Source organism: Bacillus marasmi (genome assembly GCF_902168435.1).
GTDB classification, from domain to species: domain Bacteria; phylum Bacillota; class Bacilli; order Bacillales; family Cytobacillaceae; genus Bacillus_BU; species Bacillus_BU marasmi.
In genome coordinates this window covers 85,820-98,946 of the sequence record NZ_LR656164.1, presented here as the reverse complement: position 1 = coordinate 98,946, position 13,127 = coordinate 85,820, and the positions used below count along the sequence as shown (strand labels likewise).

Annotated in this window: 14 protein-coding genes; 5 read left to right on the top strand and 9 right to left on the bottom strand. The window is 38.2% G+C overall.

Annotated elements, in window-relative coordinates; all coding sequences use genetic code 11:
- Positions 1–225 precede the first annotated feature (225 nt).
- Complete coding sequence (locus FXW34_RS00495; protein ID WP_147531813.1) at positions 226–885, bottom strand: YkyA family protein; 660 nt, start codon at positions 883–885, stop codon at positions 226–228.
- A gap of 218 nt (positions 886–1,103) precedes the next feature.
- Between FXW34_RS00495 and FXW34_RS00490 the strand changes: the two genes are divergently transcribed.
- Together FXW34_RS00490 and def are read left to right on the top strand one after the other, a co-directional pair.
- Complete coding sequence (locus tag FXW34_RS00490; protein ID WP_147531811.1) at positions 1,104–1,244, top strand: YjcZ family sporulation protein; 141 nt, start codon at positions 1,104–1,106, stop codon at positions 1,242–1,244.
- A gap of 183 nt (positions 1,245–1,427) precedes the next feature.
- Positions 1,428–1,982 carry a peptide deformylase gene (gene def, locus FXW34_RS00485; protein ID WP_147531809.1) on the top strand — a complete coding sequence of 185 codons (555 nt, stop codon included), beginning with the start codon at positions 1,428–1,430 and terminating at the stop codon, positions 1,980–1,982.
- A 47-nt stretch (positions 1,983–2,029) separates the two neighbouring features.
- On the opposite strand, the gene FXW34_RS00480 is transcribed toward def, so the two are convergent.
- Positions 2,030–2,800 (bottom strand): Cof-type HAD-IIB family hydrolase, encoded by a 771-nt coding sequence (locus FXW34_RS00480; protein ID WP_147531807.1) that lies wholly within the window; start codon positions 2,798–2,800, stop codon positions 2,030–2,032.
- Between the two features lie 674 nt (positions 2,801–3,474).
- Here FXW34_RS00480 and FXW34_RS00475 point away from each other — a divergent pair.
- The 3 genes from FXW34_RS00475 (at position 3,475) to FXW34_RS00465 (ending at position 6,048) form a co-directional block, all read left to right on the top strand.
- Positions 3,475–3,687, top strand: a complete 213-nt coding sequence (locus FXW34_RS00475) for a DNA-dependent RNA polymerase subunit epsilon (protein ID WP_147531805.1) — start codon at positions 3,475–3,477, stop codon at positions 3,685–3,687.
- A gap of 3 nt (positions 3,688–3,690) precedes the next feature.
- Positions 3,691–5,358, top strand: coding sequence for a ribonuclease J1 (rnjA, locus tag FXW34_RS00470; RefSeq protein WP_147531803.1), 1,668 nt, complete (start codon positions 3,691–3,693; stop codon positions 5,356–5,358).
- Between the two features lie 66 nt (positions 5,359–5,424).
- Complete coding sequence (locus FXW34_RS00465; protein WP_147531801.1) at positions 5,425–6,048, top strand: hypothetical protein; 624 nt, start codon at positions 5,425–5,427, stop codon at positions 6,046–6,048.
- Positions 6,049–6,561: 513 nt separating this feature from the next.
- On the opposite strand, the gene FXW34_RS00460 is transcribed toward FXW34_RS00465, so the two are convergent.
- The 7 genes from FXW34_RS00460 to cbpB form a co-directional block, all read right to left on the bottom strand.
- Positions 6,562–7,218: a potassium channel family protein gene (locus FXW34_RS00460; RefSeq protein WP_147531799.1), complete on the bottom strand. Its 657-nt coding sequence runs from the start codon at positions 7,216–7,218 to the stop codon at positions 6,562–6,564.
- A 149-nt stretch (positions 7,219–7,367) separates the two neighbouring features.
- Positions 7,368–7,910, bottom strand: coding sequence for a peroxiredoxin (locus FXW34_RS00455; protein WP_147531797.1), 543 nt, complete (start codon positions 7,908–7,910; stop codon positions 7,368–7,370).
- A gap of 314 nt (positions 7,911–8,224) precedes the next feature.
- Positions 8,225–9,355: an N-acetyldiaminopimelate deacetylase gene (locus FXW34_RS00450; protein ID WP_147531795.1), complete on the bottom strand. Its 1,131-nt coding sequence runs from the start codon at positions 9,353–9,355 to the stop codon at positions 8,225–8,227.
- A 61-nt stretch (positions 9,356–9,416) separates the two neighbouring features.
- Positions 9,417–10,127: a 2,3,4,5-tetrahydropyridine-2,6-dicarboxylate N-acetyltransferase gene (dapD, locus tag FXW34_RS00445; RefSeq protein WP_147531793.1), complete on the bottom strand. Its 711-nt coding sequence runs from the start codon at positions 10,125–10,127 to the stop codon at positions 9,417–9,419.
- Between the two features lie 78 nt (positions 10,128–10,205).
- Positions 10,206–11,081, bottom strand: a complete 876-nt coding sequence (locus tag FXW34_RS00440) for a transcriptional regulator CcpC (protein ID WP_147531791.1) — start codon at positions 11,079–11,081, stop codon at positions 10,206–10,208.
- Between the two features lie 6 nt (positions 11,082–11,087).
- Positions 11,088–12,617: an MDR family MFS transporter gene (locus FXW34_RS00435; protein WP_147531789.1), complete on the bottom strand. Its 1,530-nt coding sequence runs from the start codon at positions 12,615–12,617 to the stop codon at positions 11,088–11,090.
- 53 nt (positions 12,618–12,670) lie between these two features.
- Positions 12,671–13,126 (bottom strand): cyclic-di-AMP-binding protein CbpB, encoded by a 456-nt coding sequence (gene cbpB, locus FXW34_RS00430; protein ID WP_147531787.1) that lies wholly within the window; start codon positions 13,124–13,126, stop codon positions 12,671–12,673.
- Position 13,127: the final 1 nt, after the last annotated feature.

Here is a 13,127-nt window from a genome sequence, read left to right as displayed (position 1 = left end):
ACAACAGACATAATTAACAAGTCAAACATAATGTTTAATCCTATTCACATTTTATTCACATTTATTATTTTTGTTCTGTTTCATCAATTATCACAAACTGTACTATAAAACAACTATGAGAATGCTTTGATATATTACAGTGACAAATATCACTATCACAAAACATAAGTTTCCTCCTTTTAACAATAAAAAAATCGGCCCATTTGGACCGATTTTCGTGATTGATTATTCCGCAACCTTAATGCCTGCCTTTTTATAAAAGGATAGCTTTATTTTATTGTACTGATTCGTTTGAGTATTGAAATTTTCATTTGTAGCTAACACTTCATCATAGGTTTTATTAATTTTATTCACTTGTTCTTCAAGCTTTTCCAAAGGAACGTCTTTATCCTTTAACATTTTATATAGTTCCTTATCATATTTAATTCCCGATTGATACTGCTTATAAAGCTCATTATGTATTTTATATCGTTCATTCATAGTTTCTGTTAATTTCTTTGCTTCACTTTGTAAATCCTTATCCTTCAAGTCATCCACAATCGGTGCGATTGTTTCAAATTTCTTTTTAGAAGCATCAATACTTTCTTTTTCTAACTCGATATGCTTTTGGCGATCTGCTACAATCTTTAGTGCTTCATCGGAAAGTTTAATAATTTGTTCTTGCTGATCACTCTTTAATGACATGATCTTTTCATATAGCTCTCTTTCTTTTTTCTCAAGCTCTACAAGTGGTTTCTGTTGGTCTTCAAAGCCCTTTTCAGCTTTTACGACATCCTCTAGTACATTAAACATTTCTTCTTCAGGCTTTTCCCCTAGACAACCAGACAATGTCATGGCACCGATTGCCAAAAAAGCGATGAAGACGAATTTCCTAATCCTCGACACAATTCTACCCCCTAACATATTCTAACTATATCGATTGTCTATTCATTTTTCAATAGCTGCTTAAAGCCTAAAAAGCCCATTTATTTAACTTTTTATTAATAAAAGGAAAATTTGACCAAACTCTTATTGCTTAGGCAACGGCCTACACAAAAACCTTTCACAAGCATAGTTTATAGTGAACGTCATATAGACGAATAACAATCAGGGAGGTTTTCCTTATGTTTGGTTATGGTGGATATGGATACGGAGGCGGTTGTTGCTACCCTGCCTATGGCGGAGGAGTAGGCTTTGGAGGATGCTTTGCCTTAATCGTCGTCCTCTTCATTTTATTAATTATTGTAGGTAGCGCATTTTGTTAATATAAAATAAGGAAATATATTAAGGGGAGATTATTCTCCTCTTTTTTCTGTATATGTACATGAGTTGTTTCACAAAGGTTGTATTAATTAACTTTTTGCTTATTCTTTGTTATATTACATACATAATCATAACTAAAATAAGTATCGGAATCATTTGAAAAAAGAATTAGGAGTGTTTTATAGATGCTAACAATGGATGATATCATAAGGGACGGACATCCCAATTTAAGAAAAGTGGCAGATGATGTTCAGCTCCCGCCTTCAGACGAAGACAAAAAAATATTAGCAGACATGATGGAATTTGTTCAAAACAGTCAAAATCCTGAAATCGCAGCGAAATACAATCTACGACCTGGCATCGGCCTAGCTGCACCCCAAATTAATGTTACAAAAAAAATGATCGCTATTCATGTTAAGGACGATAAAGACAAACTTTACAGCCACGCTTTATTTAATCCTAAAATCATTAGTCATTCTGTTGAGAAGGCTTACTTATCATCTGGTGAAGGTTGCCTATCTGTCGATGAAAACATTCCCGGATTCGTACCAAGACATGCCCGTATCACCGTGAAAGCCTACGATTTAGAAGGAAAAGAAATTCAATTAAGACTAAAGGGTATGCCTGCTATCGTCTTCCAACACGAAATAGATCATTTGCATGGTATTATGTTTTATGACCACATTAACAAGCAAGACCCTTATTACCGCCCTGAAAATGCAATTGAAATAATTAGATAAATAGTAAAAGCCGGTTACCATATGGGTACCGGCTTAAAAAATTCCAGTTAAATAAGACCAAGCTCCTTCAAACCATACCATAAGCCATCTTCATCTACAGATTTAGTGATAAAATTAGCATGCTGCTTTACCTCGTTGCTTGCATTCCCCATCACTACTCCTGTCCCCACCGCTTGAATCATTTCGATATCATTTAAACCATCACCGAACGCGTATACATCCTCCATTTTCATTCCAAGAGCTTCCACCATTTGTTTTATTCCGTCAGCCTTCGATCCACCTTTTGGAATCACATCAACAGAAAATGGGTGCCAACGCACAAAATTAAAATCATCAAATGTGTTTTCATATAAATATTCTTCATGTTCCTCTACAAATAATAAAGCTTGGTATATCTCTTTATTTTTATAGTAATCATCATCGTGCTCCGGATGAGAAAACTGAAGGCTACTCAAACTCTCTTCAATATAGTGATGGTGTGGGACACTCGATTTCATTGATTTTTCACTCATAAACACAAGCGGATGTCCTTTTTCATCGGAATAATGATGAATTCTATGTAATTCATCTATATTTAATGGATTTTTATAAAGTAGCTTATTTTCAAATACAACATATTGACCGTTGAAGCTTACAAAAGAGTCAATATCCAATTCTTTTCTAATATCTTCAAACATAAATGGGGCTCTACCAGTTGCAATCGCAACGAAATGTCCCTTTTCCTTTAAGCTTTGTATGGCCTGCTTTGTTTTTTCAGGGATTTTATTTTCATGATTCAAAATTGTCCCATCAATATCCAAAAAGATTAATTCCTTCATATAAACGTATCTCCTTATAGTGATTAAAATACTAATATAACATTAAAATGTTGGAAAAACACATTTTCTAATCGTCAGTTATTTATTTAACAAGATATAGAGAATGAAGGTTCCCAAATATACCCATGAAAAATTATTGCAGTTTAAGCATATACTAGTAAAAAGGAAGTATCGAGCGACTTTTTAATAAATACTCTTTACCTACTTTACATTGGACAAGGATGGTTTAAAATAGGAAGTGAGGAGATGATCCACTATGTTAAAGAAGCTAAGACAGAAGCTCTTAAAACAGTGGAAAGATTTACTTCGAAAAAAATCTATCGCTTAGTGCATTTTGGCCCTTCAAACTTGCGAAGGGCTTCTTCCTTGTTGTACATTTGTAATTAACACCAATTAACATTCCTTGGAAGCCCATCCCAGTTATTCCTTCCCATGAATAATTTGTTAAGGCAAGAAAAAAAATGAAAAACCTGTTATTATATAATATAGTGGCTTGAAAACACCTGGTTTTCACCAAAACGGAGTAATTAACAATAACAGGACTACAATAATTATTTATTACTTTAAACATGAAGGTAATATACCTATATCAAAAGTGCAAGGTACGCACGCTTACGGCGTTTTGCGTAGACTTTCAAAAATAAATAATCAAAAGAAATTAAGGAGAGATAGTCATGATTTTTAAAGTATATTTTCAGGAATCAAATAAACAGGTACCAGTACGTGAAAAAACAAAAACGCTTTATGTATATGGGGATTCAGAAAGAGATGTCCGAAAAAAATTAATCGATAAATCATATAACATCGAGTATGTACAAGCAGTAGAAGGTGCATTTTTAGAATATGAGCAAAAAAACGAAGACTTTAATGTATTGGAGATTGAATAAAATATGAAATTTGTAAAGAATGATCAAACAGCCGTGTTTGCCCTGGGCGGACTTGGGGAAATCGGTAAGAACACCTACGCCGTACAATTTCAGGATGAAATAATTCTAATAGATGCAGGTATCAAATTCCCTGAAGACGAATTACTGGGAATTGATTATGTTATTCCGGATTACACGTATTTAATTAAAAATGAAGATAAAATTAAAGGATTATTTGTTACCCATGGTCATGAAGATCACATCGGTGGTATCCCCTATTTACTTCGGCAAATCAACGTTCCTATTTACGGTGGAAAACTTGCCCTTGGTCTAATTCGAAATAAACTTGAAGAACACGGTCTATTAAGAAATGCCAAGCTTTATGAAATAAAAGAGGACGATATCATTAAGTTCAGAAAAACATCGGTTACTTTTTTCCGTACCACTCACAGTATCCCAGATTCATATGGTATTGTCGTAAAAACTCCTCCTGGACAAGTTGTTCATACAGGGGATTTCAAGTTCGATTTTACTCCAGTCGGTGAACCAGCAAACCTTACCAAAATGGCTGAAATAGGAAAAGAAGGTGTCCTTTGCCTACTTTCTGATAGCACAAATAGTGAAATCCCAAACTTCACAATGTCAGAGCGTAAGGTCGGAGAAAGCATTGATGATATTTTCCGCACCGTTGACGGGCGGATTATCTTTGCTACATTCGCATCTAATATCCACCGTCTTCAGCAAGTTACTGAGGCTGCTGTTGCAAACGGCCGAAAAGTTGCTGTTTTTGGACGAAGCATGGAAGCAGCAATTGAAATCGGTCTGGATTTAGGTTATATCAGTGCACCGAAGGATACTTTTATTGATGCTCAGTCAATTAATCGCTTACCTGCAAACAAAGTAACGATCCTATGTACTGGTAGCCAAGGTGAACCAATGGCTGCATTATCACGAATTGCCAACGGAACTCATCGTCAAATTCAAATCATTCCTGGAGATACTGTTGTTTTCTCTTCATCACCAATCCCAGGAAATACGATTAGCGTAAGTCGTACAATAAATATGTTGTTTAAGGCAGGCGCAGAAGTCATTCATGGACCATTAAGCAATATCCATACTTCAGGTCATGGTGGCCAAGAGGAACAAAAGCTAATGCTTCGCCTAATAAAACCAAAATTCTTTATGCCAATTCACGGTGAATACCGCATGCAACGAATGCACGCTAAATTAGCTGTCGATTGTGGTGTTCCCGAAGAAAATTGCTTCATTATGGATAATGGTGAAGTATTGGCGCTAAGTGATAATATGGCCCAGGTTGCTGGGAAAATTCCATCTGGAAATGTCTATATTGACGGAAGTGGAATTGGCGACATCGGTAATATTGTATTACGCGACCGCCGTATTCTTTCGGAAGAAGGACTCGTTATTGTCGTTGTAAGCATTAATATGAAAGACTTTAAGATTGCTGCAGGTCCTGACTTAATTTCACGTGGATTTGTCTATATGCGCGAATCAAGCGACCTTATTAACGATGCTCAAGTATTGATTACAAAGCACCTAAATAAGGTGATGGAGCGTAAAACAACACAATGGTCTGAAATTAAGAATGAAATTACAGATACTCTTGCTCCATTCTTATATGAAAAAACAAAACGACGCCCAATGATTCTTCCGATTATTATGGAAGTTTAATGGAAATTAGAAAAGCTCGCCGGTTGGCGAGCTTTTTTGTATGTTTTTTGTGCGTAGGTCTTTGTTATGTTTGCTTTGATTTTTGGCTCTGTGCGGGGGGATGATATTTGGGCTATCGTTACCGTCGCTTCGATTTTTGGCTTTGGGTGGGCACGATATTTGAGCTATCGTTACCGCTACTTCGATTTTTCGCTCGGCATGGGCACGATATTTGAGCTATCGTTACCGCTGCTTCGATTTTTGGCCGGGCATGGGCACGATAATTTGGTTATCGTTACTGTTGCTTCGATTTTTCGCTCGGCATGGGCACGATATTTGAGCTATCGTTACCGCTGCTTCGATTTTTGGCTCGGCATGGGTACGATAATTTGGTTATCGTTACTGTTGCTTCGATTTTTCGCTCGGCATGGGCACGATAATTTGGTTATCGTTACCGCTACTTCGATTTTCGACCCGGCACGGGCACCATTCGCCCTCTATGGTTACCTCTCCTGCCTTTTTTATCGCCGCACGGGCACCATTCGCGCTCTATGGTTACCGCTCCATCCTTTTTTATCACAGCACGGGCACCATTCGCGCTCAATGGTTACCTCTCCATCCTTTTTTATCACAGCACGGGCACCATTCGCGCTCTATGGTTACCGCTCCATCCTTTTTTATCACAGCACGGGCACCATTCACGCTCTATAGTTACCTCTCCCGCCTTTTTTATCGCCTTGCGGGCACCATTCGCGCTCTATGGTTACCTCTCCTGCCTTTTTTATCGCCGCACGGGCACCATTCGCGCTCTATGGTTACCACTCCATCCTTTTTTATCGCCTCACGGGCACCATTCGCGCTCTATGGTTACCGCTCCATCCTTTTTTATCGCCTCACGGGCACCATTGGCGCTCTATGGTTACCGCTCCATCCTTTTTTATCGCCTCACGGGCACCATTCACGCTCTATGGTTACCGCTCTTGCCTTTTTTATCGCCTCACGGGCACCATTCACGCTCTATGGTTACCGCTCCTGCCTTTTTTATCACAGCACGGGCACCATTCGCCCTCTTTGGTTACCGCTCCAGCCTTTTTTATCGCCGCACGGGCACCATAAGCGCCCCATGCCTTATGGTGACCGCTCCATCCTAATTGTTCGCTACACTAGCAAGCAAGCTTTTTAACCGATAACTTGAACTGTAAACTCTAAACTAAGCTCGCCACTTTACATCGCTTTCCTTTCAAATCGATTGATGTCAACATCGGCTCCGATCACAACTAAAACATCACCTGAATGAATCACTTCATTTGCCTGTGGGGATACGATGATATTGTTTTCTCGTTTGATAGCAACAATCGTAATCCCGTACTTTGCTCGAATATCTAAATCGATAATCGAATGACCCCCAAGCTTTTGATTTGCTATAATTTCAACGATGCTATGTTCCTCAGATAGCTCTAAGTAATCTAGCACATTATTGCTTGCAATATGATTGGCAATACGTCGGCCCATATCGCGTTCCGGATGAACGACGTGATTTGCACCAATTTTACGCAGTACCTTTTCATGATAATCGTCTTGCGCTTTCACCGTAATATTCGTAACTCCTAATTCTATCAACATTAACGTTGTTAAAATACTTGCTTTAATGTCATTTCCAATTGCCACAAGGACATGATCAAAGTTTCTGATTCCAAGGCTTTTTAATACTTGCTCATCTGTACAATCCCCAACAACAGCATGGGAAGCTATTCCTGAGAATTCATTGACCCGATCTTCATCCATATCTATTGCTAAAACTTCCATCCCTTGCTCTGCAAGCGTGCGGCAAATACTACCGCCAAACCGTCCTAAACCGATAACAGCAAATTCTTTTTTCATGATGATTGTCCTCCAAATACACTACATTCTTTATTGTCCCATTTTAGCATAAATGGAAATGAATAAGCACTTCAAATCAGTTAATATTGACTCTTTAAAAAGTAAAAGAGACCAACTCAAATTGAGTTAGCCTCTTGATTTTTATAAAATTATAGAGTGTCTTGACCTGGACGCCAGTTAGCTGGGCAAAGACCGCCAGTTTGTAACGCTTGAAGTACACGTAAAGTTTCATCAACGTCACGACCGATGTTGTTGTGGTGAACAACAGCATATTGTAATTCACCTTCAGGGCTGATGATGAATAGGCCACGAAGTGCGATACCTTCTTCTTCAATAAGTACACCATAGTCACGAGCTACAACATGGTTTGTATCAGCAGCAAGTGGGTATCTTAATTGACCAAGACCATTTGCATTGCGGTCAGTATTGATCCAAGCAAGGTGAGTATGAATAGTATCAGTTGATACACCAATTACTTCTGCATCAAGGTCTTCAAATTCTTCGTAACGATCAGAAACCGCAACGATTTCAGTTGGACAAACAAATGTGAAGTCCATTGGATAGAAGAATAATACTGTCCATTTATCATTTTTCATGTTCTCTTCTAAACTAACTTTTCCAAATTCTTTGTTTGGTAAAACTGCATCCATCACGAAACGTGGTGCTTGTTTTCCTACTAAACGTTCTGCCATTAAAAATCCCTCCAATATTGTATTCAATGAGGATTAACTCCTCATGGGTTCCCTTTTCACAGTTTTAATTATATGCTTATCCTACTTTTTAGTCAATATTAAATTATAATTAATTTAAAAAAGAATTTATTATAATTTAAGCAACTAAAATCCATTATTTGGTTTTCCCTTGAATCAAAATTTTTAAACGGTCAGAGGTAAATATTGTGTCGACCCTTGTATATTTTAGCATGTAAAATTTGCAAATCCAAATGATAAGCCTTGTCCTATCAACGTTTTCACTTATCGATTTTAAGATTACTACATATTAGCAACTAATCACGATTACCCTTAAATTGAATATAGCTAACAATTCCGTTTACGGCTTTTTCAATCGCAGCCTCATTAGGATGCAGTTTGGAATGGTGTAAACCGAAATCCGAATCAACCCCTAACCAAAACATAAATCCTGGGATTTCCTTCAGCATATAGCCAAAATCCTCTCCAGTCATTGCTTCCTTACATTCCACTACGGTTAAATCAGAATTCTCATTCATATACTCAACAAATTCCGCTGTTAATCCGTGATGATTATATACTTGGTGATACATTGCCCCAAAATCTATTGTCGTTTGGCATTGGTAGCCAACTTCTATCCCTTTTACGATTGCGTGAACTCTTTCTTTAACCTTTTCCATCGATTCCTCGGAAAGGGTCCGAATGGTTCCCTCTAATCTAGCTCGTTCGGCAATAATATTTTGAACTGTGCCACCTTCAATTTTACCAATTGTAATTACTGCGCTATCGAGAGGATCTACATTTCTTGCCACAATACTTTGCAGTTGCGTTACTAACGAGCATGCAGCAACTACCATGTCGTTTGTTTGATGCGGATAGGCAGCATGTCCACCTTTACCCACTAAATCGATAAATAGCTCTGAAGTATTTGCAAACAGTAGCCCTGGCTTAATTGCGATAGTACCGACTGGATATTCTGGTGCAATATGGAGAGCAATAATTAAATCTGGATCCCATCCGTCCAATACACCGGATTTCAACATAGGTTCAGCCCCTCCTGGACCTTCCTCTGCTGGTTGAAAAAGAAATACGACATCATCGTCAATTGGATTTTCAACTAGATTAGTCAGTACTCCTAACGCAATACTCATATGAAAATCATGACCACATGCGTGCATATTTCCAGGGTGCTGTGATTTAAATGGCAAGTTTGTTTCTTCAGTTATAGGTAAGCCATCTATATCTGTCCGATAGGCAATTGTTTGAGAAGGAGCTTTACCATTAATTTTGACGACTAGTCCAGTTTTCCATTGTCTAATTTCTAGCCTGTCCTGTGGTAATTTTTCTAGATAGTTTAATAAGTAACTTTGTGTTTTAAATTCCTGGAAGCCTAGCTCAGGGATTTGGTGCAGGTCTCTTCTAATTTCTACAAATGGATTTAAAGACATTTTCTGGTCTCCTCTCTAAAGAAAGCGTGGACCAATTGGACCCACGCTTTCTCAATAGCTCCTATAATTGACGAAGCTCCATCATAATTTCAGTTTTTGATTTTGTTTTATCATCAATTTTCTTGATTAGACGCGCTGGAGTTCCAGCTACAACAGTATAAGGTTCCACATCAGTTGTGACAACAGCACCCGCAGCAACTACGGAACCTTCTCCGATACGAACTCCTTCAAGTACTACTGCATTTGCACCGATAAGGACATTATCCTCTAAAATTACCGGTTGAGCTGAAGGGGGTTCGATGACACCAGCTAACACGGCTCCTGCTCCAACGTGACAATTTTTACCGACAGTAGCTCGTCCACCTAGAACAGCATTCATGTCAATCATCGTACCTGCACCAATCACAGCACCAATGTTAATAACTGCTCCCATCATGATTACAGCATTATCGCCTACTTCAACATGATCACGAATAATTGCACCTGGCTCGATACGCGCTTTAATATTTTTAAGATTAAGCATCGGGATCGCTGAGTTACGGCGATCATTTTCAAGCACATAGTCTTCGATTTGTGCTTGATGTGCTTCTATTATAGGATTAATTTCGCTCCATTCACCAAAAACAACCCCAGTATTACCGTTGATAAAAGCTTTTGAGTTTTCGCCAAAATCTATTCCTTCTAAATCCCCTTTAATGTAAACCTTTACTGGGGTAGCTTTTTTACTATTGGAAATAAATGAAATAATTTCATTGGCATCCATCATTTTCATAATTTAGTTCCTCCTTTATGTACATATACAAACAATTTATCAGACAATTGTACTGAAAACAAGAAAAACACTACTATGTTATTCTTCAAAATCCTCTTTAATTAAATCCACAAAAGCTTGAACCTGCTTCAGCTTAAAGGCTGATTCGTACCCGACAAGCCAGGCATCGCGTTTTATTGGCTTCCCATCTTCACCGATTAATGGAATCTTGAAAATGTTTTTCTCTTCCCCTGTTAATGTGATGGCAGGTAAGATGGCATATCCAATTCCGTTTAACGTCATTTGTTTACAAGTCTCAATTTGGTCAACAACTATCGTTCGTTTCGGCAAGGTTCCAAATTGGCGGTGAAGCCAGTTATGGATTTCCTGATAGTAATTGGAATCGCTTTTAAACTGAATAAATGGCCGATCAGATTCCAGCACTTGTTCTAACCGATTAATTTCAGTGTCAACCAAATATAGATTATCCTCAAACAAATGAATTTTTACGCCTTTCCAATCGGGTGTTCCCCGGATAATTCCTACATGGGCCTGATCTTCATACATTGTTTTTAATATTTCACTACTCCAACCGGTAATGAGTGAAATTTTTGCTTGAGGATAACGTTTAACGTATTTTTTTAATACCTTTGGGAGCCAATTTTGTCCGACAATAGATGCTACAGCAATTTTCAGTGTACCTTGAATCTGTGAATTCATCGCATGAATGGTTTCGCGGACCTCATCTTCCTGCTCAAGAACGTCGTTAACAAATTTAATTACACTCTCACCTGCAGGAGTTAGGGTAAGACCCTTTTGTGAGCGAATGAATAATTTCGTCCCCCATTCCTTTTCAATCGTCTGCAGACGTTGTGAAAGAGCTGGCTGAGAAACAAATAATCGTTCCGCAGCCCGGCGCATATTCATTTCTTGGGCTAATACAGACAAAAAATGAAATTCTGATAATGAAGACAAACTTTTTTACTCCTTTACCATCGAATTAGTCTCAGCTTTCTTTTTTGGTAGCATAAACACTAATATGAAACTGATAATCGACATGACCAATACAACATAATAAACAGTGTGAAGTGACAAGGTTAGCCCTTCTTGTAAAATGTGCCTTACCGCTTGCGATAATTCATTTCGTTCAGTTTCATTTAACAATAAGTTTATTGAATCAATTGAATAATCCTTTGTTTCCTCTTGCTTATTTATATAGCGATACAATTGACTATTTAGGATACCACCAAGAAGGGCTGCCCCCACCGTATTACCTAAGTTCCTCATAAACATATTTGCTGCTGTTGCAATTCCGCGCTGTTCCCAGCTAACACCACTTTGGATTGAAACAATAAATGCAGTGCTCGTTAGTCCCATACCAAATCCAAAGAAAAATGAGCTTAGCGCCGCCCACAACGGTCCAAGTTGCGGGGTTAATAATACAAACATTGAACTACCTAAAATCAGTAGTATTCCACCGATGATAGAAGTTCCTCGATAGCCATATTTGATCATCATTCGACCGGAGATTGTTGATGCGATCGGCCAACCAATTGACATCGTCGTTAATGTAAATCCTGCCACCATTGGTGATTGCTCCATCACACCTTGAACAAATGTTGGTAAAAAGCTAGAAATACCTATTAACATGATGCCTGTAATTAATGATGCGATATTTGCTATTAGGATTGAACGTTCACGCCAGATAGATAGTGGCATAACCGGTTCAGAGAACCGCTTTTCTTGCCAAATAAACATCATGAAAGCAATCAAGCTTATCGATAATAACGAAAGCGCTTGTGGCGATAACCAGCTCCAATTAGTTCCCCCTTGAACTAGCACAATCATGAGCGCACTAACTACTACCGTCATTAACGCTGCCCCTATGTAATCAATTTGCCGCTTTTTCTTCTCAACCGTTTCATGTAAAAAGAACCATAAACCTGCAATTGCTAAAAGTCCTAGTGGGATATTAATCCAAAACACATACCGCCAACTTACAAATTGAACGAGTAAACCGCCTAAAGCAGGACCCATGATCGCAGAGATTCCCCATACACTGGCAAGATAGCCTTGGATTTTAGCCCGTTCCTCCATCGTATAAATATCCCCAACTATCGTTGTAGCAATTGGTGTTACGGCCCCTGCCCCAAAGCCTTGAATCAAACGGAAAATAATTAACATTTCCATTGATGTTGCTATTCCGCACAAAATAGAGCCAATTAAAAAAATCACAATCCCAAAAATTAGAATGGGTTTTCGCCCGAATAAATCGGATAATTTACCATAGATCAGTACTGTTACAGAATTCATCAATAAATATGCAGAAAAAACCCAACTGTATAATGAAAAACCTCCGAGGTCAGCTACGATATCTGGCATAGCTGTGGACACAATAGTTGCTTCAATCGCCCCCATAAACATCGCCAGCATTACAGCTGCTAAAACAAAAGGACGTTTCGTTTGGTTTTTTCTTTGTTTAAGTAACCGTCTCTCATAAACTCCTTCCATTGCATCACCTACTTAAGATTTCAATCATTTCAGACGAAAAAACAAGCTCCAAATTAGGAGCCTTCTGTTTTTTCTATTTGTTGCAATCTCTTACTTAATTGTAATAATATCGCTCTCCGAGTCAAAATTCCTTCAAACAGTCCATCCTCATCTTCAACACATAAAAATGGATGATCCACTAATAGGTTAAGACATGTTTCAGGTGAGGAATCAGTTTTCAACCGTGGAATGTCAGTTAGCATAACTTCTTCGACTCGTTTTTGTTCCAACTTTTCAAACTCAATTCGTTCTAAACCGAGTATCGATTCCATAATAATTGGTGTACTAATTAAACCATGTAATTTATAAGTGGGATCTAGAACTGGGATGGCGGTGTAGCCGCTTTTCGTTAGCACTAATAAAGCGTGCTCCACATTATTTCCGATTTGCACATGCGCAACACGTTCAGCTGGAATTAAATAATCAGAAAGGCTAAATCTTGAAAATTCTTCGTCTTGAAGTTTGAACATC